The 24,814-nt window shown below is 42.7% G+C and carries 16 protein-coding genes; 1 reads left to right on the forward strand and 15 read right to left on the reverse strand.

Annotated features, from left to right (window positions below; translation table 11 throughout):
- Positions 1 to 200: 200 nt before the first annotated feature.
- The 6 genes from INQ51_RS21765 to INQ51_RS21790 form a co-directional block, all read right to left on the reverse strand.
- Entirely contained in the window at positions 201 to 1,196 is a 996-nt protein-coding gene (locus INQ51_RS21765; protein ID WP_233380100.1) for a FecR family protein, read from the reverse strand.
- 127 nt (positions 1,197 to 1,323) lie between these two features.
- Positions 1,324 to 1,926, reverse strand: a complete 603-nt coding sequence (locus INQ51_RS21770; RefSeq protein ID WP_233380101.1) for an RNA polymerase sigma-70 factor — start codon at positions 1,924 to 1,926, stop codon at positions 1,324 to 1,326.
- Positions 1,927 to 2,059: 133 nt separating this feature from the next.
- On the reverse strand, positions 2,060 to 3,076 hold the full coding sequence (locus tag INQ51_RS21775) for a zinc-binding alcohol dehydrogenase family protein (RefSeq protein ID WP_233380102.1): 1,017 nt from the start codon (positions 3,074 to 3,076) through the stop codon (positions 2,060 to 2,062).
- A gap of 14 nt (positions 3,077 to 3,090) precedes the next feature.
- A complete protein-coding gene (locus INQ51_RS21780; protein WP_233380103.1) occupies positions 3,091 to 3,918 on the reverse strand; it encodes an amidohydrolase family protein in 828 nt (275 codons plus the stop codon).
- Between the two features lie 13 nt (positions 3,919 to 3,931).
- On the reverse strand, positions 3,932 to 4,969 hold the full coding sequence (locus INQ51_RS21785) for an aldo/keto reductase (RefSeq protein ID WP_233380104.1): 1,038 nt from the start codon (positions 4,967 to 4,969) through the stop codon (positions 3,932 to 3,934).
- A gap of 82 nt (positions 4,970 to 5,051) precedes the next feature.
- Positions 5,052 to 5,363, reverse strand: coding sequence for an L-rhamnose mutarotase (locus INQ51_RS21790; protein WP_233380105.1), 312 nt, complete (start codon positions 5,361 to 5,363; stop codon positions 5,052 to 5,054).
- Positions 5,364 to 5,544: 181 nt separating this feature from the next.
- Here INQ51_RS21790 and INQ51_RS21795 point away from each other — a divergent pair, with 181 nt between their 5' ends.
- Entirely contained in the window at positions 5,545 to 6,567 is a 1,023-nt protein-coding gene (locus INQ51_RS21795) for a LacI family DNA-binding transcriptional regulator (RefSeq protein WP_233380106.1), read from the forward strand.
- A 763-nt stretch (positions 6,568 to 7,330) separates the two neighbouring features.
- Here INQ51_RS21795 and INQ51_RS21800 read toward each other — a convergent pair.
- The 9 genes from INQ51_RS21800 to INQ51_RS21840 all read right to left on the reverse strand — a co-directional run bounded on the left by INQ51_RS21800 (position 7,331) and on the right by INQ51_RS21840 (position 24,807).
- Positions 7,331 to 9,562 (reverse strand): alpha-L-fucosidase, encoded by a 2,232-nt coding sequence (locus INQ51_RS21800; protein WP_233380107.1) that lies wholly within the window; start codon positions 9,560 to 9,562, stop codon positions 7,331 to 7,333.
- Positions 9,563 to 9,602: 40 nt separating this feature from the next.
- The gene (locus INQ51_RS21805) at positions 9,603 to 12,383 is read right to left on the reverse strand and encodes an NPCBM/NEW2 domain-containing protein (RefSeq protein ID WP_233380108.1); all 2,781 of its coding nucleotides are present in this window, start codon (positions 12,381 to 12,383) and stop codon (positions 9,603 to 9,605) included.
- 155 nt (positions 12,384 to 12,538) lie between these two features.
- On the reverse strand, positions 12,539 to 13,513 hold the full coding sequence (locus INQ51_RS21810; RefSeq protein WP_233380109.1) for a metallophosphoesterase family protein: 975 nt from the start codon (positions 13,511 to 13,513) through the stop codon (positions 12,539 to 12,541).
- A 34-nt stretch (positions 13,514 to 13,547) separates the two neighbouring features.
- Complete coding sequence (locus INQ51_RS21815; protein WP_233380110.1) at positions 13,548 to 16,049, reverse strand: PQQ-binding-like beta-propeller repeat protein; 2,502 nt, start codon at positions 16,047 to 16,049, stop codon at positions 13,548 to 13,550.
- Between the two features lie 23 nt (positions 16,050 to 16,072).
- Positions 16,073 to 17,839 carry a DUF4091 domain-containing protein gene (locus INQ51_RS21820; protein WP_233380111.1) on the reverse strand — a complete coding sequence of 589 codons (1,767 nt, stop codon included), beginning with the start codon at positions 17,837 to 17,839 and terminating at the stop codon, positions 16,073 to 16,075.
- Between the two features lie 25 nt (positions 17,840 to 17,864).
- A complete protein-coding gene (locus tag INQ51_RS21825; RefSeq protein WP_233380112.1) occupies positions 17,865 to 19,409 on the reverse strand; it encodes an arylsulfatase in 1,545 nt (514 codons plus the stop codon).
- An 86-nt stretch (positions 19,410 to 19,495) separates the two neighbouring features.
- On the reverse strand, positions 19,496 to 21,088 hold the full coding sequence (locus tag INQ51_RS21830; RefSeq protein WP_233380113.1) for a beta-N-acetylhexosaminidase: 1,593 nt from the start codon (positions 21,086 to 21,088) through the stop codon (positions 19,496 to 19,498).
- A gap of 53 nt (positions 21,089 to 21,141) precedes the next feature.
- Positions 21,142 to 22,827, reverse strand: coding sequence for a DUF4091 domain-containing protein (locus INQ51_RS21835; RefSeq protein ID WP_233380114.1), 1,686 nt, complete (start codon positions 22,825 to 22,827; stop codon positions 21,142 to 21,144).
- Between the two features lie 252 nt (positions 22,828 to 23,079).
- On the reverse strand, positions 23,080 to 24,807 hold the full coding sequence (locus tag INQ51_RS21840) for a RagB/SusD family nutrient uptake outer membrane protein (protein ID WP_233380115.1): 1,728 nt from the start codon (positions 24,805 to 24,807) through the stop codon (positions 23,080 to 23,082).
- Positions 24,808 to 24,814 lie beyond the last annotated feature (7 nt).

Consider the following 24,814-nt stretch of genomic DNA (forward strand, 5'->3'; position numbering starts at 1 on the left):
TTCATAAATTTGAAATGTTTTGATTGTTAAATTGCCTGTTGTCAGCAGGCGTTTGCTAAATCGAAAATCAGGATGGACCAAGACTCCATCCGTTCAACAGACCGAGAATATTGTCAGTATTTTCGGTCTGGTTTTTTCAGGTAAATCTGTTCATTTTCATAAGTATTAGTTTTTAGTTTGATGTTATTCCTTTAGTTAATTTATTTTCGTTTTGATTTCCAATAGATTAATGTTGGCTTGTCGACTCTTGGAGTAATAGTATATTCAATAGAACTAGTTACTCTGAATACTTCAAGAATCTGATCTATAGGTTTGTTTTTCATTATTGTCCCATTGTACAGTTCATCAGCTAACTGAGGAGTATCAAACACTATCTCAACATTATACCAACGCTGCATCATTCGGGCAATATCACCAAGGCGTTCATTTCTGAATGTAATCAAACCATCTTTCCACGACGAGAATAATTCGGTCCTTACCTTGCTCACCGTTAACTTGTTCGTTTCAGCAGAATACGACGCTTTATCGCCAGGTACCAGTTTTGTAAGTTCATTCCCAATGTTATCAATAAGGCTCACACTTCCTTCTTCCAGAACTGTGTGAATTTTGCCTTCATCGTGGTAAGCACGTACATTAAATGCCGTTCCATGTACCTTTACATGTACCTTGCCTGGAGTTTTAACAACAAAGGGGTGTTCATCATCCGACTGCACATTAAAATAACCCTCTCCACATAGTTCTACCGTGCGATTGCCAGCTGAGAAATCATTGGCGTACGAAAGTTTGCTTTCCGAATTTAAATGAACCAAAGAGCCATCGGGCAAAAACACACACGACATTTGTCCTACAGGAACTTCAAAACTGGTATTTTCAGCATAAATAGTTTCCTGTGCTTTGTTGGTTAAAAGCTTCTGTGAAATAGCTCCAATTCCAACCAGCAAAATTCCAACCACAGCATACTTTATGAATGAGAGCCATAAAGTTATTCTTGGGGAATCTGTTTTTAGCTGACTCTTCACTTGATCCCAGGCTTTTTCCCCATCTTCAGCGGCTGATGCGGCTAAAGCCCACGTTTGTTTTAAACGGATTAGTTCTTTTCGGTTTTCACCTGATTCTGCTACCCAGCTAAACACTCGATGTACTTCCTCTTCTGAAGCCTCGCCGGATAAATATCTATATAAAATTATTTCTTCCATTTTTTTACTTCTATAATTAGTAACCCTAAAGGAAAGTAAACCCTATATCAGGTTTCATTTTTTTTTGAGGGGGAAGGAAAACACTCTTACGATTTATGCAACCCTGACAAAACCAATCTAAACTTCACTATGAAAGAATGATCAAAACAAAGAAAAGTGGTAAATATTCAGTAAGGTTGGCCTTTAGTGTCTTTATTGCGCGTGTCATATTTGCTTCAACCGATTTAATGGTAATCCCCAATTCTTCAGCAATCTCCCTGTTGGTTTTTCCCTCGAAGCGCTTTTTTTCGAAAACCATTCTGCTCTTTTCAGGCAAATTTTGAATAGATTGCTGAATTAGTTCGTTTAATTCGACATATTCCATTGAATTAAGATCCAAGCTATCAAGAGATTCAATCTGCAATTGTTCCTCTATTTCATTTAGTTTCGAATCAGAATATTTCTTAACTACCTGCAAATGTCGGATATGTTTAAGGCAGGCTGATTTGGCAGAAGTATAAAGAAATGCATTTATACCTGTAACTTTTACAATCTTTTCGCGATTGAGCCACAGGTTTACGAAGGCTTCCTGGGCAATTCCTTTCGCTTCTTCCCGATTGTTTACAAATTGAAGACAAAAGCCAACCAACTGGTTGTATGAAGCTTTAAAAATATGTTCAAATGCTAATTCATCCCCTTTTTGAAAACGTATGAAAAGGAATTCATTTAAACTATTTTTATTATAATTCATTAGTTAAAGTTTAGCTATATCTGTTATTATGCTCCTTTGTTAAATGGAGAACCAAGTTTAGTCCTTTTAAAATATAAAATTCCGTTTAAAAATTTTTAATAACAAATCATATCATGCGGTCTCTGTACCACACCTAAAAACGCACCAGTATTTTCAATACTTTTCCAGGAGCTTCTGACCACTCCTTCATGGCTTGAGAAGCTTCTTCAATTGAAACAATTTTTGATACCAGCAACTTCTCATCGGGTTTTGCCTGTTTCAAATAATTAATCACAGCCTTAAAGTCAGAAGGAGTGGCATTGCGAGACCCCAGTATTTCCAGCTCCTTTTGCACCCATAATTTAGTTGAAAATGCTATTTCCTCTCCGGCATAGCCTATACACACCACTCGCCCGGCAAAACCAATTTCCTCAATCGCGGCTTTGTAAGTAAGTGGATTTCCGGCTGCTTCAACAACAATTGAAGGGCCATCTCCATTGGTCATTCTTTGCACTTCAACATGAAGATCCTGGCTGTTCGAGTTTATCAAATATGTAGCACCTAATTGGCCCGCTATTTCCAGTTTTCTATCATCGATATCAACTGCAATAACAGTAGCACCACGAAGGTTAGCCCGGACAATAGCTCCGGTTCCAATCATGCCACAACCAAAAACCAACACGGTATCAATATCCGTAACCCCGGCATTGTCTATAGCATGGAAGCCGACTGTTAAAGGCTCAACCAAGGCTAATTGAATGGAAGATAAGGATTCGCTCTCAACTATTTTCTGCCAGGAAATAACCAGGTATTCGGCCATGGCACCATCGCGCTGCACACCCAATGTTTGGTTGTAACGACAAGCATTGAAGCGCTTCTTTTTGCATGCAGAACACTGTCCGCAATTGGTGTAAGGGACAACGGTCACATTCTGTCCGGGTTGAAAGTTTTCCGGCACCCGGCTTCCAACCTGTTCAATCACAGCGGCTATTTCATGTCCGGGAATGCGGGGATAGCTAACCATTGGGTTTTTCCCCAGGTAGGTGCTTAAGTCCGACCCACAAAAGCCAACGTATTTCAGTTTTAACAGAACTTCATCTTCTCCGGGAACCGGCACCGGTCTCTCCACCACTCTCATTGCTCCCGGTTTTGTTATTTCAATTGCTTTCATTTCCTATTAGATTATTAAAGATGATAAGCCTTCAAGGCATTGTGATAAAAAATCTGATTCTGTTCTTCGCTGCTTAATTTCGACACCTGCTTTTTTACCAGCTGAAGCCATGCGGAATAGTTGGTTGCCACCTGACATACCGGCCAGTCGGAACCAAACAGCAAGCGAGCCGGGCCAAAAGCATTAAACACCGCATCGAAATAAGGCTGAAGTTGAGCTTCGGTCCAATGTTGATAGTCTGCTTCAGTTACCATTCCACTAATTTTGCAGCTTACATTTTCACGCTTAGCCAATTCTTTCAGCAGCTTGTGCCAAGGTTGGATTTCGTTCGTTTTGATCTTTGGTTTCGCAATGTGATCCAAAACAAACAGCTGATCCGGATGTCGGTCAACAAAGCGAATGGTGTTGGCTAATTGGTGTTCCAAAATCAGAATATCGTAAACCAAACCGTAGACCTTCAGTTGAGAAACGCCCTGGTTAAAAGCTTCTCCTAATATAAACTCAGGATCGGGCTCTCCTTGCACAACATGACGGACACCTTTCAGCCACCTGTTTCCGTGGTATTTATCCAAAATGGTCTGAATGTTTTTATCGGCCAGAGGAAGCCAGCCAACCACTCCTTTTATAAATTCATTTTCCGAAGCCAGTTGCAGTAACCATTCCGTTTCTTCCAGACATTGCCTGGCCTGAACGGTTACCACACCATCGACACCGGAGTTCTGAATGGTACTTGCCAAATCTTCCGGCAGAAAGTTTTTTCGTATGGCGGCCATTTCATCGTCAATCCAGGCGAATTCAACCGGATTGTAATTCCAAAAATGATGGTGAGTATCAATAACCATAGTTTAAATCATTTTACAGATAGGCATAGTCCTGATCAATAATTCCAGTATCTTTTAGTTCTTGCCAAAAAGCCTCGGGTAAAGGCGTATTTATCACAAGCTTGTTATTCACCATGCGTTTGGGCTTGCTGGGGTTGAGTGCCACTGCGTTGATTTCGGGGGCGGACAAGGCAAATTTCAAACAGGCATCTCCGGGTTGAACCGCATATTTCTCACACACAGAAAAAAACTGCTTGCGCCAAGCAAACAAAGGCTGATCGGCAGGATCATCCGGATTCAAAATTCGATAATCAAAATAGTCGCCTCCGGTTAAAAAGCCGGCATTAAAAATGGCAGAATTAATGATTACCACTCCGTCAGCATGCAACTGTTGCATAAAGCCGATAATCTCTTTCGGATGGTGGTAAATGGTGAATTTATTGGCCAACATCACCCAGTCAAATTTCACGTGTTCGTATAGTTCTTTGATAATCAACCAATCTTTTGAACCCACACCAACCGCTTTCACCAGCCCCTTTTCTTTCAGTTCAAACAGTGCCCGGTAAGCTTCCAGAACATCTTTCAGCCGTTGCTCGCGATCAGCGCTGTCAACAGCCGCCCCCAAGTATTCATCCGGATCGTGAACTGACACCAACTCCTGTTTATATTTTGGCCCCAGTAATTCGGCTCCTTGTCGCCAACATTCCAAAATTCCGTCGTAGCTGATTTTCTGCATCGCATCATACTTAAGATTAGCCCAGGCTCCCGGCTCAAAAGTTGGTTCAGCTGTTTCCAGCGGCACCCGGTACCATCCCAGTTTATTGCTAATCGTAATTTGTTCCGGTTCAATCTCAAGCTTTTCCAAGCCCCACCGGATCACTTCCAGCGCCAATCCTGCCCCATACTTTCCCGCGCTGTCAATCATCACTTTTCCATCGCTAACCTTAAACCACTCCTGCATCAGATTCAGCTTCTCTGTTTCCGACAATTCGCGGTACAGGTTGCCCAAGTAACTGGTTCCATATATAATTGCCGGGAAATTGAGTTCGCTTTTGTTCTGTTTATTTAACATGTCAATCTATTTGCTTTGGTTGTCAATCCATCGCCAAACATGCTGGCTGTTGACTCAACGTATAAATTCGATCCACAAGCACTCATTTTTCATCAGCTGTTGCTTCCGATGTCGTCAGTTGAAACTGCGACACATAAGCTTCCCATTCGGCTTGACGAGGCTTTTGAGCCAGTTCTTTCATCGCCTGCTCATGGTCAAAATCGGGTACCGTATCCATGATCATGAATAAGCGGTTTTGGAGGATGTAAATTTCCATATCCAAAATGCCGACTTCTTTCATTCCCTGTGTAATTTCCGGCCACGTGTTTTCCGCTTTATGAACCTCCCGATAGGCTTCAATCAGACTGGGATCATTTTCCAGCAACAAGGTTTTACAATACCGTTTAAACTTCATCGCTTTTCTCTTTTGAATATTTAAATTTCCGTGATTTTCAGTTCTTAATCAAAGTAACGTATGTATATATCTCCATGCAAAGCTTTGCGACAAGCTTTGCAATTCAAAAAATATGTTTTCAAACACAAATAGTAGGCGTTTAGATAGGATAAAAACTATTTTTGTTTGACAAGGACAAATTATGGGCAACAGGCATATTTCATTAAAAGATTTGGCCAGGGAACTAAACGTTTCTATTTCGACGGTTTCGCGTGCGCTAAAAGATCATCCCGATATCAGCGATGCGATGAAGGAGAAAGTGAAAAAAATGGCGCAGGAGCACCGTTACACCCCAAACCCTCTTGCCATGGGCCTGCTTAAGCAGGAAACCCGCATGATTGGTGTGATTGTCCCAGATCTGGTTACCCACTTCTATGCCTCCATTATTGCCGGTATTGAAAGTTATGCCAAAGAGAAAGGCTACTTCATTTTATTAGCCAGCTCCAATGAATCGTATCTCAAGGAAAAAGAATCCATTGAAAATTTATTGCGGGCACGGGTAGAAGGATTCATCGTTTGCCTTAGCCAGGAAACAACAGAAACGGCTCATTTCGAGGATTTACTAAAGCTGAATATTCCGCTGGTATTTTTTGATCGCGTTTGCCTTAGCGGACAAGTGTCTTCTGTAACTGCCGACAACACGGAAGCAGCTCAAACAATCACCCAGCATTTCTACCAACAGGGCTGCCGAAGAATTGCTTTTATATCCGGACCGCAACACCTTAACATTTCCAAAGAACGGATGAGCGGTTACCTCGCAGGTTTAGAAACTTCGAAATTGCCTGTCATCCCGGAGTTGATTGAAGCATGTGACCTCAGCTCCGACTCGGCCACGCAGGCCATGAAACGCTTGCTTGAGCTAAAAAAACCGCCGGACGCAGTTTTCGGGATTAATGATACCGTTGCTTTTGCCGCCATGAAGGAAATTAAGCGTCAAGGCTTTCGCATTCCTGACGATATTGCACTGATTGGTTTTACCGATGAGTTTCATTCAACAGTGGTTGACCCTCCCATGACCTCCGTTACGCATCCTACTTTTGAAATGGGCAGAGCTGCGGCTAACTTATTTTTTAGTGCCAGACAAGCGAAAGAAACACCAAAAACCCTTGTTCTGAAAACCCAGTTGGTTGAGCGGGAATCCTCTCAGAAAAACAAGCTATACTGAGCCTAACAACGACAAACTCTTTCTTCGTTCATCTTTTAGTGCCCTTCTGTTCCAAGCATAATTTTTATTCGGAAATCAAACAGTTTTTCCATAATAAAGATTCCCATGATCTGCTGACATTATAGGAAGATAACGATTTAGGGCCCTAGTATGGTAAATCATTCAAGATGTGCAAATAAAAAAAAAAGAGACTGACTTTAACTGACAGCCTCTTCTCACTAACGAACTAAACTAAATCTATAGAAGATCGGTTTTACCATCCCGGATTTTGTTCCAGTTGCGTTCCTTCAATGTCAAACTCAGGTTTAAAACCTGTATAATACAATCTATCGTACTCTCCCCTATAGATTCTATATGTTTCAACTAATCTTGGGCTCTTGCATCGGCCTCTTTCAGCCAGTTTGGATTTTGATAGATAGGCGAATTGTCCACATTCCCATCTGGCGACGATTGCAGAAAATGTGACACTACAATAGGTTCTAAATAATGAGCTTTATGCCAATATATTTCATGGCAATAAACAACCGGACAATATAGTTCAAACGATGGATAATGGAATTCTGATTGATGAATCAGGTTTATCCGAAACGATATCACTCGATATGTGTTATCAGACTTCGTCCGACCAAGGTCATTTCAAATAACAGCAGGAACGACCAGATCTGAGCACTTCAGACAAATAATAACCGTAATAAAGTTTATTTGAGAAGCAGCACTAAACTGCTTCTCAAATACTATCTTTTCAGTGGTATCTCCCAAACACTTACTCCGTTTTCAAAAAGTCAATTTCAGCAATAGCGGCAGCTTTATTTCCTCCAGCAATAACTCGAGATTCAATCCGGAAAAAACGTGCAGATACGGGAGCATTAAAATAATGCGTCCGTGGAGTCGGGTCGTTTATCAGGTTGCCAAATTTAAAAGCTTCAAGCGTTTCCCAGCTTTTACCGTCCGTGCTTGTTTTAATCAGCCCTTCTTCGATCATGCCATCGGCATTAGCAGTTTGAGGAGTATAAACAAAGCCTGACAGAAGCTGTTCCTGTCCCAAATCAATGGATAAGAAATGAGTTCCTTTTCGTGTCGAAGTCCAGTATGTCTGGCTATTTTCATCGAAAGCCATTGTTCCGGTATGCCCTTCCAACTCCTGATCTGCACCAACTAATTTCCAGCCTTTCTTGATAATTCCAAAGGTTTTTTCGGCCACACTACCCGCCTGATCTTTGGTAAATGAGCGGGCTTTTACTTGTCCTGACTCGTGAAAGAATGGAGCAGTATACAATTTTGACGTGTTGGTTGGTTCACTACCATCCAGTGTATAACGAATTTCCAGATCATTGTTGATGTTCCGTGAAATGTCTTCACCATGAGGTTTCCAACTAAAATCATGTTTCTTCGGCTCAATGGTCAACTGACCATCAATGCTTAGGGAGAAAGCAAGTTGTGGCGGACGGTTTTTATAATAATGAGCCGAAACCTTTGCAATAGCAGGTGCCATGCGTGATTCTAAAATTCGCAAACGCCATTTTGAAGTGGTTACTGTAGGGAAACGCAGAATCCGTTTGTAGCCCACATTTGTTGCTGAAGCAACTTCTTGCCACTGGTTGTCAATCCAGGCATCCAAAGCGTGTTTCTCAATACGCTCGCTATGGCTGGCAATGGCCTCCTGAATAACAAAGCGGTTGGCTTCTACTTCCGAAACCATCGTAATTTCAATCGCCTTTTCATCATCTGCGAGCAATTTGTAAGAGTTTGGATCATTATCCAACACTTCGGCAGGACCTTTAGCTCCTCTCAGCAGATCAGTACCATAAGTTTGCTCGATGCGTTTTCCAACTTCTTCCAAAACCTGAACATCTTCGTCAGAAAAACGTCCTTCCCGGTTGGGTGGAATATTCAAAAGAAATGTGGAATTACCGCCAACCGATCTTTCATAAATATCAAAAACATCATCGGCGTTACGCACTTTCTGACTGGTTTCGTCCCGGTAAAACCATCCTTCTCTTATTGAAGTATTGGTTTCTGCTTGCTGATAATGCAGGAACTTTGCCTGGAATAATTGTTCCCTGCTCCCCAATGACTTATCCGTCATGTCCGGGAAATGCTCAGCGATGTCCGGATTTTCCTGGTATGGAATCACGTTCCATTCAGTATCCCTGGTCTTTCCTGATTCGTTTCCACACCAACGGATGTCCTCACGACCAAAAATAACCGCTTCAGGAGCCAAAGTGCGAATCAATTCTTTCCAGGCCATATAATCGTAAGTTTGTCCGCCTTTGCGCTTTGGGTGTGCCCCGTCAAACCAAACTTCATGCACCGGACCATACTCGGTAAGTAGTTCAAACAGCTGGTTCAGGAAATATTCATTGTAATCATCCACCGTGAATTTAAAGGTGGTTTTGTTCTCAAACGGACGTCCTTCAATCGGACGAGGAATGATACGCTCCGTCTTTTTACTCAGGTTCCCATACAAGCCTTCCGGATTCTCAATCTGGAACAAATCGGCTGGAGAAAGGTAAACACCTAACTTCAAGCCATAATTTTCACACGACTCAGCCAAATCTTTCAACACATCGCCTTTGCCATCTTTAAACGGAGAAGCCATGATCCCGTGTTCAGTATAGCGGCTTTGCCACAAGCAAAATCCATCATGGTGTTTGGCCGTAAAAATCACTTTGGTCATTCCGGCAGCTTTCATCGCCTGGCACCACTGGTCGGTATCCAGCTCGCGAAGGTCAAAAATCCGGGGATCTTCCATGCCATTCCCCCACTCCATTCGTGTAAATGTATTGGGACCAAAATGAATAAAAGCAATGAATTCATCACTCAGGGCATCCATTTGGTTTGGCGTAGGCACCACATGTGCAGCCTTAGCAATAATTGAATCGTTGGTATCATCTTGATCAACCGAAATTGTATTCATGGGCTCCATCAGTTGTCCCGACGGATTTGAACATCCAAAGATGATTGCAAGAAATAATAGTGGTAAAGTTTTTCTCATCTGATTAAAATTGTACGTTTTGAATAAGTATTTTATTTTTCTATTCAATAACCAGCCAGGTATATGAATTAGCCGGAATAGTAAGTTTTACGCTTACCTTGTAATCGCGACTAAGCTGATAAGTAATGGTTTCACCTTCTTTTTCACGGATGGTAGCTGTTTTGGTTAATCCGGTATAATAAAGCGGCAGTGTGATTTCACGCACCATATCTTCATTGGTTGGATTGAAAAACATCGCCAGCCCTTTTTCTTTCAACTCAGGATTGACATGCAGAAAACCATCCCAGTCTTTTCCTGATGGGCGACGCAGATGAACCAGGTCGCTGTTTAGAATATTGCGATACTTCTTATACCAGTCAATTACCCGAACAACAAGCTCTTTTGTTTCCGGGGCATCGTAAAGCCGGGGCCCGCGATAACAGGACTGTACGCCGGAGCCATAATTCTGCATCATCTGGTTTTCGTAAGCATCCAGGTGATCTTTCAAAGGTTCAATGGTCGCAGCTGCACCTCCTCCGTGGTACTGCGTCAGCGGAGTAAACGTCCAGCACATGCTTGGAATCCGATCCCACAAACCATCGTAAATATTCTGGCGGCCAAGCACCAACTGTCGTTCACGTGGTAACGACCAGTTTACTTCCCGGTAGCCAATCCCGGTTTTATTGGAGCCCGAATTGACATAGAAGTCGGGGATATTCATGTATATACCTTCGCCACGCATCCATTGATACAGGCCCTGAATTTGCGCATACTGTTTCCACTGCGAATCGCCCAATCCATTGTGATGCGCATGGCTTGTTGAAGCACACACATTGCCCGGGTAAGAACCATCATTTTCGAAGACACTCATGCCAGTTTTCTCATAAAACTTCCTGATTTTCCGAAAGTAGTTATAGCCCCACTCGCTGCTCAAACAAGGCGACGAGCCAAAAATCATTCCGCCACGCTTTCCGGTTTTGGGATTGATTACATCGACCTCATCGCTGATCCAACGGCTCGAAAGCAGGCTATAGCCCCCCAGTTCAATGCCTTTGGAATGTGCATAGTCCACCAACTTTTTGAAATAAGCGTAATTTTCTTCCGACTCATCTTCCATGTTTACACCACTACCAAAACTCAGAATTACCATTTCATAGCCAACCTCTGCACATTGATCAATGGCGCTCTTTACAACTTCCTCTTTTGAGTCCGTCAGGTGCAGAAAAATTGGGTTTTCAGTGGTCCACGGAGAAATTGTACGGTACATTTTGCGAATGAACAGGCCTCGTCTTTCTTTATCGTAACTGTCCATCGGTGTTTCCCAAACGCGGAAAGTACTCAGCGACTCTCCGGGACGAATAGCAGTTTCCGGTCCCAGTGGCGGTTTTACCTCCAGCAGACAAGGGGTTTGCAAGGGATAGTTGGCCTGTGAAGTGTAGCGCGAATCGGGCTCCCAGTAAGTGGTCACATCCGAATTGCGTTGCTGCATACCACCAAAAGCATAGTCTGTTTCAATATGAATATTGGGCTTGATCCATTCTGCAGGAATGCCTACAAGGCTTTCCCCTTCGACCATGGCCAGCTGCTCCAGTTTAAACTGGTTGACCTGCACCAACAGGTCGCCCTTGTTGATCACTTCCACCCACTTGCTGATGGTTGGAATTCCATCGTAAAGCACAAAATGAACTTTAACGACAATGTCGTCTTTGGTCAGGGTAAATACCAGCTGTTTCCCGCTTGGCATTTCTTTGTTGGCGGCCCAGCGAACTTGCTTCCAGTCCATCCGGTCATCCAGTTCTTTCACTTCAAACTTTTGTACCTGAAAGGCGTTTGGGATAGCTGCTAACTGATCAACCCAGCGCATTAAAGTATAGCCGTAATCCGGCTGCTGGCTCAAACCACCTATGGTATAAGTTTTTCCGTCAATGGTCAGCGTTCCCTCGTTGGAAACAGCCCGCAACAAGCTTTCGCCTGTCATTTGATTGATGTAGTCAATGGTTGCCAAGTTGGGTGAAACCCGAAATACCCGGGCCACCAGCCCATTGCTTAACACCAAATCTTTGTTATCATTGGTTCGGTATACTCCGGCCTTGGCTTTTGAATTGTCAATCAGCCAATCGTAATCCGGTTGAACCAGGGGCTGTTTAATTTCCGGCAACGCTGCGATTAAAGCATCCAGTTGCTTTTTGATCGTTTCTTCCTGTTTTATCACGATTGCAAAATCCGGAGCAGCAATTGTCGGAGCAATCTCGAAGTATTCAAATTGCGGATTAAGCCACACAGCATGATCACCGCTTTCGCCATCTCCGGCATCTTCAACCACCAGTTCCAAAACTCCTCCGCGTACTTTCTCATCAATCGTTTGGGGAGCATCGCCTTGCCTCATGATGCCACTAGTGTAAATCTCCTTGCCATTATGAAGGAGTTTAAACACCACAGTTCCCGCATCGGGTTTTCCACTCTTCCCTTCAATTCCTACAAATTGCTTTTGATCATCGGTTACCTCGTAATAAACCCGTTTTCCATCTGCTAACGGAATGGTCTGAATCGTTGCTGCCTCATAATCGATTCCCGAGTCATTTACGCCAACTTGAGCTGTAAAGCGGCTGCCTTTGTTCATCTTTATTTTGATAACTGAGTGGGAATGAACACCAATTCCCTCACTGAACGTTTCTCCGGCAACGGACAGCTGCTCTCCGGTTACCGACTTGTTTTTCACCGGCGCTCCATAAGTTTGTTGAGACAGCGATATATCCAGTTCCTGAAGTTTGATAAACTGTTGAGCCCTTGCCGAGCATATTAATCCTGCAACAAAAACAAAAATGATGATACTTCTTTTCATACTCTTTCAATTTTCTTATTTCCGGTTGATTTGGTCAGATCCCATCCCCTTATTACAACTGTTTTCATATTCCGACTTTTGGAGGTTGTTTTTTTACGCTTTTCAAAATATCGCATATTTGGCAATTATACAGCAAAGCTAATAAACCAGTTTTTCTATATTTTTAGTTTCCGATCTGATATCATTGGTACAATTGGGCTGTTTTCGGTAGGTTTTGGGAATCTCAATTCTTCCGGAGAAGGGCCCACAAAAGTACTTTCGACCCCATGTATCTGAATCTTGTTTTGATCAATCTCGATAAAAGCAAACAAAGGATCAGCGTACGGAACAGTGTATTTTATCCACGGGAATTTTTCGTCGATTTCCTTGCTGTAGCGAATGGTTTGATAATCGCCTCCCAGCCAGCTATACGACATGCTGTTTATTTGAATGTAGTAGATTCCGTTTATCGAAGTTGCATAATCAGTGTGATGGTGCCCACTAAAACAAGCCACTACTTTTTCAAATCCGGCTGTTTTGTTGGCTGCTTCAAGAATAGCCCTTATTTCATTCTGATTTTCAACTCCCAATTCCACATTCTCAAGGCTCTGATGCGAAAATACAATACAAGGCAGATCTGTTGTTGCCAAATCATTTTTCAACCATTCAACTTGCTCCTTTCCTATAAACCGGGCATATCCGGCAGCTTTATCGGGCGAGGGATTCTTATCATTTCCGTCGAGTACAATAAAATGAAAATCATTCTGGTTGAAAGAGTAATACTTTTGGGGTGCATTCCAGAATTCAATAACCTGCTCGCGGGAAAAACCTCCGTCCATGTCATGGTTCCCGATTACGTGGTATTTATTACCCGGATAATTATTGAAAATGTCTAAGAATTCTTTGTTTTGCTCGTAAGGCCGGCAAAAATCACCCATTTGAATGATAAAATCGGTTTTCTTTTCCGAAGCCTTATTGATGAATGCTTGCAAACGTTCATCTGCATCGTGCATAATGTCTTTGTGAACATCGGCACACACCCCAAAACGGATTTTGTGTTTTGAACCTTTATTAATGGCATTTAAACCGATGGGTAGCGTCAACATAGCCACTCCACCAATGCTGTATCGTATAAAATCTTTTCTTTTCATTACGTTAATTATTTATCGAAAATTAATCATTTTGTTACCTAATTGTACTGCTATAACAATACACATTTCCTGAAAAGTCGCAGATATAAAAGCGCTGTCCATCTACCGCTGCACTTGTAATTACGGGCGCGCCAAGTTTGGTTTTCCACAACAGTTTTCCACTTGCTGCATCGAGGGCATAAACCTGGCCGTCCATTGCTCCGAAAACCAGTTTATCGCCAATTAACAAGGGCGTTGACTCAATACTTTGCTGACGATCGGCATAATACGAAGGTGTATAAAGCAAGGCCGGTTCCACCTCAAAAAGCCAGAGCTGCTCACCTGTTTCCCTGCTAATTGCGGCAATTCCCGGATGCGAACCCGCAACAATAAAACGATCCTTCAAAATAATCGGAGCTGAAGTTCCGCTTTGTTGCAACCCTGTTTCATAAGTAGCAATTGTCTCCCCCGTCTTCAGATCCAGCTGGTGCAAAATACCGGGAACTGCTTTATCTTTTCCTTTTCCGGTTACCCAAAGCGAACCATCAATACAGCTCAAAACGCCGTCGCGAAACCGCATACCTTCATCATTTCTTTTCCAAAGCAATTCGCCCGAGCGAAGGTTATGGGCATAAATTGCCCTCCACTGACTGGATGTAATTAATACATCATCAGCAATCGTCATTGTAGGAGTGGCACCTTCGCCGCCATCCCAATCCTTATTTCTCCACAACACATCTCCAGACAATACATCCAACGCACTAAGCGATTTTCCAAACCCGGTGTAAACCAACTGACCATCGGTAACCAAACCCGAAACAAATCCGGGTAAACGGTTATAATTCAGGTCATGCTCCCAAATCATTTTTCCGGTCAATACATCAACAGCATAAGTGATTCCCTGCATATCTGTTGCGATAACAATTCCCTGCGCAACAACCACCTGATTTTTTATACTGTTGCGGGTATGGTACCGCCATTGTTCTTTCCCGTTTGCAGCATCCAATCCAACGAGATAACAAGCTTTGGCATTCCCGTCATCAAAGCTTGCTGTAATCAGCATGTTTTCATACAACACCGGCGAACTCATGAAAATATTACTTCCAATGTTGCTGGTCCACTGCAATTGGTACGGCACTTCATGTTCTTCGCTAACCAACGGGTTATGAGCAGCATTTCCGGCCAGATTAAACCAATCGCCATTTACACCGGTCTCTATTGATTGTTCAACCGAAAAAAAATGTTTGGCATTGAGAATTTCGCCACTGTGCAAAAACGCATTCACTACCAAAGTGTAGTGATCACTTTCTTTCGGAGTCAATGTTGTTCCCCACGTCCAATCAGATTCCTGAACCATCTTTTGCCATTTGCTTTGGTCCAGTGCTGAGTTCCAACTAAAGCCTTCATCACCATAAAAAGCGTAACGCACACTGTCAACTTCCGCCCCGGTATGATAAACATTTACAGCCAGCTGAATTTCTCCCGCTGCATTCTGTATTGCCACATTCTTTTGAGGACTAATAATTTCTATTTCTCTGTTGAGATTGGTCCATCTAAAATGAGACGAAGTATTTCCCTGTTCATCCACATCAATCACCCGGAAACCTGAGGGAGAATGATCGATACCTCCGGCGGCCAGTGTTGAGGTTCCATACGACATCACGCCCGACTCGCCATGCTCCTTAACCATGCTAATGTGCCAATGCCCGTACAACCAGGCTTTCAAGTTGTATTCAGTCAAATTTATTGCTTCATGATCATTTACCTTGAAGTCAAATTCATCACCGTTGGTTATCAAATCATGGTTAAAGAATATTTTTGGCTGCTCCGCAGGATAAGTTTTCAGCAGGTTTTTCAACCAGGCACCAATGTCTTCCCGGTTAAAAGAAGGTTTATAATCTCCTTTCATCATCGGTGTAATAACAAACAATGTATTTGCTTCTTCAAAAGCATACCATGCCGGGCCAAAACACTCTTCGAAAAATTTTTCGCCATAATCTCCTTTGATCAGATCGTGATTCCCCAAACAGTAATAGACTGGCACTCCAAATTTCTGGGTGGTGATATTTTCGGCATGCCAAGACATCCCACTTTGGTAACAAATATCACCGGTATGAATAATAAAATCAGGCTGATGAACCTGGGCATACTGTTTTAACTGATCCACCCAATCCCTATACTCATAAGTTTCTGTATCAGAAATCTGCACAAAACGAATTTCCTTTTTGCGTTCCTTTGGAGTAATGGCGAAAACATATTCCTCACGCGACTCAGAAATGGGAACGAAAGATTGCCTGCAACGGTACCCTGCTCCCGTGTATACCGTTACAAAACGTTGCTTGCTCCACCCCGGCAAACTGAAGTTTCCATTTTTATCCGTTTTTACAACATTAAGACCGTCAGAAACTACACAGTTCTTTGCACTGTGCTCATCGGGATCCATTTGTCCATTGTTGTTTGTATCTACAAATACGCGTCCGTTTAGTTGAGCTTTTGAAACGGAAGCACAAAAAAAGAAAGATATTGTTGCGAATATTATAATCGACAGTTGTTTCATAACTTCTTTACCACTCAATAATACTATCTGGAAAGATCTTCTAGGCTTAGTTTCGCATTTTGCATCAATGCATTAAAAGCTTCCGGTTTTTGAGATATCCTCATTTGCTCAAGAACCCCGTTGAGCCGTTCAAGCTTTTCCTTTCCTTCTGCTAATTGATTATTTTGAAACTCTTCTTTTAATATCCTGATTTTCTCTGCATCCTGAATTCCTTCTATCAAACGTTCAAACCTGATGGAACTGCGGGCATTTGGATAAACTATGTAAGTATCACCTGCAGGCCAGGTACGAAAACGAGAATCGATCAAGGGATCTTTAACCCAATGATTGTATGCCCAACGCAAGAAACCATCAAAATCGGCAGCCATTGTGTACCAACCAATAAAAGCCGCTTCTCCGGGATCAGAAAATGAAAATACATTCGGAAAAACATCAGAACAGCACACATACCAGGTTGACAAATAGCCTTTTCCTTTACGATACTGCCGAATATCCGGTTCAATTTCAGCCCCATATGCGACACTTAAATCGGTCAATTGGTCAGGGAATTTTTTATAATTCCAATGGTTGTCGGCAAAACCAACACCCAATTCAGGAGCCACTTCAGCCAGCAGTTTCATTGTCGCATTCATTTCTGCCGGTGATCGTTCATCCATCGCCATGCAAGTAATTTCCTTCCATCCCTTTCGGTCAAGGTGGTCAAGAAAATCTTTCAGAAAAGGAGTCCACATTTCTTCGAACTCTTTTGTTCCGGCTTTTGCAATTACTTTTATTTCTTCTCCTACCGAAGCATCAAAGTAGTATAGTTCATTTCCCCACGGCACCATTGAATAACAACTGATTTGTTTGTCAATTCCCAAATCCATCATGAATTGTACCCACTGATCAAATATGGAATAATCGTACGTCCAGCTTCCATCGATCTGTTTTTCCCAGACAATCATTGATTTGTATTCATCTTCTGTTTGCCCTCCCCATGGACGGTTATTTAAGGTTGCTGTTACTACCTTCTGCCCTGCATTGGCTAACATTTTCATTACCGGGCGCAAAAGCTCCCAATGCTCTGCCGACCACAGTTCAACCTCGTGATAACGAGCTACTGCGTATGGATTTTGCCATAAATCAAGATGAAATTTCCACTCTGAAGGATCAGGCAGGACCCGGTCTGCAACTTCTATGTTAAAGGTAAACTTACCATGTTTCTTTCCATTTAATTTCAATTGCATGGTCGAAGTATAGATTCCGGGCGTTGCATCCGCAGGAACGTCAAACGTTATCCAAACCGGGCGGGTTGATCGAGCCTCCATTTCAAAAGCGGAAAGCGTATCAAGCATATCCGGGCTGGTCCGGGCTATAAAATCTTCTGGTTTGCGGTATCCACATCCCGGTCCAAACTCATCGGTTAATACATAACGCACAAAACGAGCCTTGGCGATAGCTGCCGGCAAAACCGCACCATTTTGTGACTTAAAATCACCAAACTGGCATTCAACAATTCCTGCAGGCTCATTATTCCATAAAACCAGTTGCGCTGAAATTTTCTCGTTGCGCCAGGCAAAACCGTTCCATTCTGTTTTTGATTCTAAACTCGGTATTGAACTTTTTTCGTACAGGAAATCAATTGATCCGATAGAAGCATGCAAACCTGCCTTTAGTGCAGACCAGTTTGCTAATGTATCGGGAGCCGGGTCGGGTGCCTCGGCAAAGGTTTGAGGTCGTTCAGGAGGAGTATTGGTTGAACATCCCATCAAAAACAATAAGAATCCTGCAAGTAGTAATACGTTTTTCATTTTATTTCGGGTAAATATATTATTATCAATCAATAACCGGAAACGGATGAACTTTAGAACGTTCATGCTCCTGTTTCATAATCTGCTCGATCTGTTTTACAATTTCCGGATGCTCAGCAGCCAGATCAACCTGTTCCTGCGGATCTGTTTTCAAATTGAAAAGCTGGATTGTCAGATTCCCATCATTCATTTGAGACCGGTATCCTTTCCAGTTTCCCATCCTTACAGCTTGTTGTCCGCCATAAGCTTTCATCGGAAATTCCCAATAAAGGAATTCTTTCTCCTTTTGCTCCTCTCCTTTTAGTGTGGGAAGAAAACTGGTGCCATCCGTTTCCACCTCTGTTTGAAGCCCCGCAATCTCATTCAAAGTGGGCATCACATCCCAAAAAGCAAATGGATGTTCTGTTTGAGTTCCGGGAGCAACCACTCCTGGCCATAAAACAATTAGAGGAACACGGATCCCACCTTCCCGCAGAAATCCTTTCCCCCAGCCCCATTCACTCTTAAAAGGCCTGGCACTATCAAAAAACGGAGAATCGGTTCCTCCGTTGAAAGTCGGACCATTGTCACTGGTAAACATGATTACCGTATTTTCATAAAGTCCTTCCTGTTTTAATTTTTCGATCAACTTGCCAACCTGCATATCCAGGTAACTGACCATTGCCGCATAGGTCGCATGTGGCGTCCGGTTTGGGAAATATCCTTTCTGTCCCAGGTAAGGTTCTTCTTCGCCAAACTGGTTCTGGTAATAGCTCAAAAATTCTGAGTCGGCCGGCACCTGTAAAGGTGCATGTGGTAATATGGGAGCGAAATACAGGAAAAACGGATTCGCTTTGTTCTGCTCTATAAACCGAAGCGACTCATCCAGCATTAAGTCCGGAGCGTATTCATTGGAAGTATACTTTTCATAACTTGCCGGATCGTGCGGGTCCTGATCCTTATCCAAAGGAGTCCAAACCGGGGTATACTCATTATCTAACAAAACCTGCTGGTCATTTTTCCACAAATGCAGGTTGTAGTAATTATGACCTTGCCGCTGGCATATATCACCAAAGAAAAGATCAAAGCCCTGCTTATTCGGATGCCCTTCGGTTAGCGGGCCTCCCAACCCCCATTTCCCAATGCAAGCTGTACGATAACCCGCCTGTTGCATTAATTCTCCAACCGTTACAATCGTATCCGGAATTGGGCGCTGTCCTTCAAGTCCAGGATCTTTGATCACCTCCCGAAAGTCCCAGTTCTTTTTTGTAGCTCCCATTTCATCATTGATCCTCACGTAAGCTTGGCCGGAATGCCGACCCGTGAGCAACACTCCTCTTGACGGAGCACAAACCGGACTTCCGCAATAAAAATCAGTAAAACGGATACCGCTTGAAGCTAAACCGTCAATGTTTGGTGTTTCAATCTTCTGCTGACCGTATGCGCCAATTTCAGCATAACCCAAATCATCCGCTAAAATAAATATGATATTGGGTCGGGCATGCTGTTTTTCCTGCTTCTTGCAAGAGCCCGACGCAAACGCCAAACACACTATTAATAACCCCAGTGAACCTGCTTTTCCTAATCTCATTTCATTTTAATTTAATTGTCCTCAAAAAATGATATATGTATGGACATTACTTCAATCTATTTCTGTTCTCTACGTGTAACTATTCTTTAGTCCCAACTAAAATCATCTTCCATTTCTTCTTTCAGACCAGGACCAATATCAACTCCTTTTTCCCTTAACACGGGATATTTTTCTTTTACAATACGATAAAATTCATCAAATGGTAAGCGCTCTCCCCTGCTCCACATTTGTTCAGCCAGTGCAAATATTCGGGGAAAAACTCTCCGATCCACCATGTGTTCGCACACATACCAGTCCGTCCACAATGCACACCCCATACCAAGAACCAATGGATCAGGCTCAACCATATCAGACGGGTTGTTTTCGTAAACAGTGCGCATATCAAATGTCCGGTCAGCCGAATACTTTGACCAGGGACTTACCGGAAAATTCAGATAAGTGTAATAGTTGGTATTGGCAATGACCTGGTGTCGGTTTCGAATCGCGTTTTTTAATGCCAGGTCTTTGTGTCCCCGCCAGTTCCACCAATGCACAATCACATTATCGGGTAATTTGATGTTATCCTGATAGATAACATCGCCCCAGAAAATAACCTTTTTCTCTTTTGTCTGCAGGTAATTAGCTAATCTTGTGGAAAAATACATTTGCAACTCATGACTGTCCTTTAGTCCTTCCTGCTTTATTTTTCCCTGACAATGCAGACATTGATTCCATTTTCCTTTAGGAGCCTCATCACCTCCCAAATGGATGTACGAAGACGGAAATAACTCACATACTTCATCGAGGACATTTTCGAGAAAGGTATATGTTTCTTCTCTTCCTCCACAAAACAAAACATCCGAAAAGCTCATCACGCTTGCTGGAGCCTCTCCGAAACAGCTTAGCTCAGGATATGCGGTCAATGCCGCTTCCGAATGTCCGGGGACATCCATTTCAGGAACTACAGTAATGTGTAACTTCCGGGCATATTCAACAATATCTTTAATCTCTTCCTGTGTATAAAATCCTTGCTGCTCTTTTCCTGTAGCCACCTTCGAACCAACATCGGTTAGCTTCGGGTATTTCTTAATTTCAATCCGCCAACCTTGTCCTTCGGTCAGGTGCCAATGAAACACATTCATTTTCAACATCGCCATATAATCCAGGTAGCGTTTAATAAATTCCGGGGTTTGATACTGCCGTCCAGAGTCGAGCATAAAACTGCGCCATGCATATTTCGGATAGTCATGAACTTCTATTGCCGGAATTTGATATCCGGATAAAGCATACTCTTTTCCAGCCTGCACTTTTTCAGGTAGAAGCTGCAGGAAACTTTGTACGCCATAAAAAAGCCCGGAAACGTTATTGGCCTTGATTTCAATCATTTTTTTATTGACGAGCAACTGATAACCTTCTTCCCCGAACTGAGCAGGTAAATCAGTCAGTTGTAACCGGATGACATTGTCCGTTGTGGAAGATCCGGAGATTTTTACGTATTGCTCCAATCGTTGGCGGAGATACTCAGCAACTTCCTGCTCCCGTTCGGTAAAACCAATGAAAAGTTCATCACTGAAAAGAAAGTATCCGCCTGACTTTTCCACTCTATAAGGCGTAGGCAGTATATTTTGGCCATGTCCTGCCAAAACAAAAATGAACAGGAAGCCTGCAAAAATTAAGTATCGTTTAAATTTGGCAAACATATCAGCTTATTAAAATTTTACATCTTCTGGTCATCAAAAACATGCGATTGAGACTACTGAACAGAAAGTTCCGTCAAAATTTCTTTTCGTAATTTTCTGAAATGAAGGATACTTAAATCGTAATGATCAAATCCAAATACCATCTGTTGAACTATTTCTTTTGCTTTATCAGGATTCTTCTTTTCAAGCATTTTTAATAACTCATAGTCCACAATTCCGTCGCGCATGGCTTCGAGCCGAATGCTGGGCAAAAGTTTATCCACTGCGGGGTAAACAATATTCATATCGCCAGCCGGCAGCGTATTTCCAGCGTAATTCATATCTGTTGTTACTGAGTACGGATCATTATCATCCGCACGCCAATGGTTCAATCCCCAATGGAGGTACCCGGTAATCCCGTACCGGTAATTTATCCAGTGCAAGATGCGGGTTTTTATCAGCGGTTGTTCGATAAAACGATTGGCAAAGTTTTCCTGTGGTCCCAGGCAAGTATAAAACCAAACTTCTTTCCCTTTTTCCTGCTGTTTTTTATAGAAATCAAAATCGTCTTTCAGGAAATTAAGCTGGGGAACCCAGATATCAATTGATCCGTCAAGGTCACTGGAATGGCAGGCTTCAATAATTTTTATTTCCGGAATAAGCTTTCTGACATATTCCGAAATTTCAGCATACGATTTTTTGTTTGATTCGATGGGCTCGTCGGCTATGTGTTGCCAGTAAATATCGAGCCAACCATTTTCTTTCAGGTTTTTCACCAGTGCCGGAAAAAACTGATTGTAAAAATTACGGGCTTCTGCATCATTTATATCGTAATCTTTCATTTCCCATTTGTCGCCTGTTTTTTCAGGCACTTTTACGATAAAAGGCCCCATCCAATTTTGCGGCAGGCGGCCGCCAATATGTCCTCCTTCGATGTATTCGCAGCATCCTGCGTCAACCATTAATTTCACCATCCGGTTGAAGTTGGAAAAATCGAAAGTCCAGGTATTGCCTTCTTCTTTAAAATCGGTTAAATCGAGTGGCCGAAGCAACACAACATTTTGCCTGTATTCGGCCATTATATCTGCCATTATTTTGGCGTATTTCCAGTAATCATCCGAGAATTTTTCGAGCTTTTTGTCCTTGTTCAATAAATCAAGACGTTCGAAACTGAACCAATTGGTTACCAGCAAGCTGGTTTTATCAATTACCGGTTGAAAAACTTCAATACTGATTTCTTTTTCAATTTTTATTTTTTGTAATCCTTTTTTAGCCACCAGAGTAATATCTCCATTGTAAATTCCGGGGGCGGCATCTCGCGGAATTTTTATGGTAATCCAAACAGGTTGTGTCATTCCTGCCGGAATATCCATGCTAATATCATCCAGAATCGGATCGGGATAGTAACCCGAAGCTGTTTTTAAATAATCGCGACCTGGATTGGGAACAGGCCGATCGACCGGAACAAAACCAACAAAGCCGGTTTTTATCTCCGTTAGCTTAATGTCGTTGAATGTTGGTTCATCTACTCTGACAGTAACATCTTCGAGTGCAAATCCTGATCGAATGACAAACTGAAAACCAGCATCTTCTCCGCGTGCCACATCAGCATGAGCTTCTTGCATGGGAAAATAAGAGGACTCAGGAAATACCTTTTTTAAGGGATCTACGTATTGAAAAACTATTTCTTTTTGATAGTTTAAACAACTGCTCAAAGAAAGAAAAACGGCGGTAATGATAAAATTGATCTTGAAGTTCATATTGTTTCAGTTATTTATACCAGTTTTACTCGTAACGGTGAAAGTAGTTCCGGATTATTGAGATTCAAAACAGCTGATTTAAATAAAGAGGGAGTACACTCCCTCTTTTTTCTAACTAACCTAACTAATCTAAATCGGATTTAAGGTAAAAAACTTTTCCTAAAGAAAGGGAAGTAATCATCTAAATAATAGAGCATTACTACAATATACTCTTAACCCAATGAGAAAAATATAGTATCATATGCTTCAAGTCTATTCCCAGCCTGGGTTCTGCCCCAGATTCGGGTTTAGTGTGATTTCGTTTGGTGGAACAGCCAGCAAATAATCACGACTTGGATCAAAGCCCCATCCTGATGGCAGGACGCTTTTCAAATAATCAATGTAGCCATTTTCGTCGAGAAGAATGGTTTCACCAACAACAAGGTCAGGAAACTCAGTTTGGTCAAACCACGCACCAATCGGGCGTTTACCAACTATCAAGTTATGTGCTCTCCAACGGGCCAAGTCATCAAATCGGTAACCTTCGCAGGCAAATTCCACTCTTCTTTCGCGACGAACCTCGTTGAGAACCGGACTCAAGGCAGGAAACTGCCAGTTGGGGTCAGCTGTAATGGTATTCAACATCAGGTTCGGCATTCCTGCACGTGCCCTGATTTTGTTGATCGACATATCAAGATCGGCTTGTGTGATCGTCCCCAACTCGGCTTTGGCCTCTGCATAGTTCAGCAGTGCCTCGGCAAAGCGAAAAATCGGTAAAGCAGTGATACCCTGCCCAGCAGCCTGAATACCAGGAGATGTAGGATCACCTCCTTTTTTTAGCTGATATCCGGTTGTGTTACGGTCTTCACCACCTGCTGCAAGTGCCGGTTTTTCGAAACTTGCAACCACATTGCCGTTAACAATTTCAATTGCATCATCCGGAATCCAAATCATCTGACTCAGACGTGGATCGCGATCAGCGATAACGTTCTCTAGGGAGTGATCCCCCTGATACAGTGTGCTTGATGCAATGGGATTACCATCAGTGCACAGGTAGCTGTCAATCAAAGATTTTGTTAACCCTGTTCCCCCTCCTGAACGTGGGATGTAACGCTGAACGTTGTGTGCCAGCCCCAACTCAACGTTGTACTTGCGCCACAAAAGAACCTCATTCATCGAGTTCAAATCGTCGCTGTTAAAGAGTTTTCCATAATCTACACCCGGATTTCCGGTATTGTAAAGGCTTACAGAATTCAGATCAATGAGTTGTTTTGCTGCGGTAGCTGCTGCTGTTAAATAATTCTGTCCATTACTTCCGGCAACTCCAAAATCAGTCCCCTGATGGTACTTTTCCCAGGTACCTTCGTAAAGTGCGACACGCGATTTCAACAATAGTGCCGATTCTTTATTGATCCTATTGCCTGACACTTCAGCGCGAAGACTAAGCCGGCTAATGGCGTCATCCAAATCGCTGAGGATATTATCCACAACTTCGTTTCGGGGTGCTCTCGCTGCATAAAGTTCTTCAGAGTCGGCATTTAAAGTATGCTCAATCCAAGGTACATCGCCGTAGTTCTTGATCAGGTTGAAGTAGAAATAGGCTCTGAAAAAGTACGCTTCACCAACAAACTGATTAACCTGACTTTCGGGCGCTTCCACCTTATCGTAGTTGTCCAGCATCAGGTTAATGCTTCTCAAACGGGAAAAAGACCAGTTACCACTGCCCGAATTGATGGTATTGAAACCGGCCAACCTGGAGTCATATCCCGAATGGTGCATATTGTCACTGTTATTGTCGTCCCAGAGATAACCTCCACCCCAGCCCGGAAAGGCAGGCAGCATCGTATAAAACTGATTGACATATATCTTCAGGTCATTGGGACTTGACCAAAAATCTGCTTCCGAAATCTTATCCAAAGGAGATCTTGACAGGTAATCATCCGAGCAGGAAAAGGTAACTATTGCCAGGATTAATAATCCAATATTTAGTATTTTCTTCATAATTTCA

The organism is Maribellus sp. CM-23, from assembly GCF_021354595.1.
GTDB lineage: Bacteria > Bacteroidota > Bacteroidia > Bacteroidales > Prolixibacteraceae > Draconibacterium.

Excerpts from the sequence above, each read along its gene's own strand:
- INQ51_RS21790 (WP_233380105.1), bottom strand. The coding sequence starts at position 5,363 with ATGAAGTTTAAACGGTATTGTAAAACCTTGTTGCTGGAAAATGATCCC.
- INQ51_RS21805 (WP_233380108.1), bottom strand. The coding sequence starts at position 12,383 with ATGAAAAGAAGTATCATCATTTTTGTTTTTGTTGCAGGATTAATATGC.
- INQ51_RS21775 (WP_233380102.1), bottom strand. The coding sequence starts at position 3,076 with ATGAAAGCAATTGAAATAACAAAACCGGGAGCAATGAGAGTGGTGGAG.
- INQ51_RS21820 (WP_233380111.1), bottom strand. The coding sequence starts at position 17,839 with ATGAAAAACGTATTACTACTTGCAGGATTCTTATTGTTTTTGATGGGA.
- INQ51_RS21785 (WP_233380104.1), bottom strand. The coding sequence starts at position 4,969 with ATGTTAAATAAACAGAACAAAAGCGAACTCAATTTCCCGGCAATTATA.
- INQ51_RS21765 (WP_233380100.1), bottom strand. The coding sequence starts at position 1,196 with ATGGAAGAAATAATTTTATATAGATATTTATCCGGCGAGGCTTCAGAA.
- INQ51_RS21830 (WP_233380113.1), bottom strand. The coding sequence starts at position 21,088 with ATGTTTGCCAAATTTAAACGATACTTAATTTTTGCAGGCTTCCTGTTC.
- INQ51_RS21795 (WP_233380106.1), top strand. The coding sequence starts at position 5,545 with ATGGGCAACAGGCATATTTCATTAAAAGATTTGGCCAGGGAACTAAAC.
- INQ51_RS21825 (WP_233380112.1), bottom strand. The coding sequence starts at position 19,409 with ATGAGATTAGGAAAAGCAGGTTCACTGGGGTTATTAATAGTGTGTTTG.
- INQ51_RS21800 (WP_233380107.1), bottom strand. The coding sequence starts at position 9,562 with ATGAGAAAAACTTTACCACTATTATTTCTTGCAATCATCTTTGGATGT.
- INQ51_RS21815 (WP_233380110.1), bottom strand. The coding sequence starts at position 16,049 with ATGAAACAACTGTCGATTATAATATTCGCAACAATATCTTTCTTTTTT.
- INQ51_RS21835 (WP_233380114.1), bottom strand. The coding sequence starts at position 22,827 with ATGAACTTCAAGATCAATTTTATCATTACCGCCGTTTTTCTTTCTTTG.
- INQ51_RS21770 (WP_233380101.1), bottom strand. The coding sequence starts at position 1,926 with ATGAATTATAATAAAAATAGTTTAAATGAATTCCTTTTCATACGTTTT.
- INQ51_RS21780 (WP_233380103.1), bottom strand. The coding sequence starts at position 3,918 with ATGGTTATTGATACTCACCATCATTTTTGGAATTACAATCCGGTTGAA.
- INQ51_RS21810 (WP_233380109.1), bottom strand. The coding sequence starts at position 13,513 with ATGAAAAGAAAAGATTTTATACGATACAGCATTGGTGGAGTGGCTATG.
- INQ51_RS21840 (WP_233380115.1), bottom strand. The coding sequence starts at position 24,807 with ATGAAGAAAATACTAAATATTGGATTATTAATCCTGGCAATAGTTACC.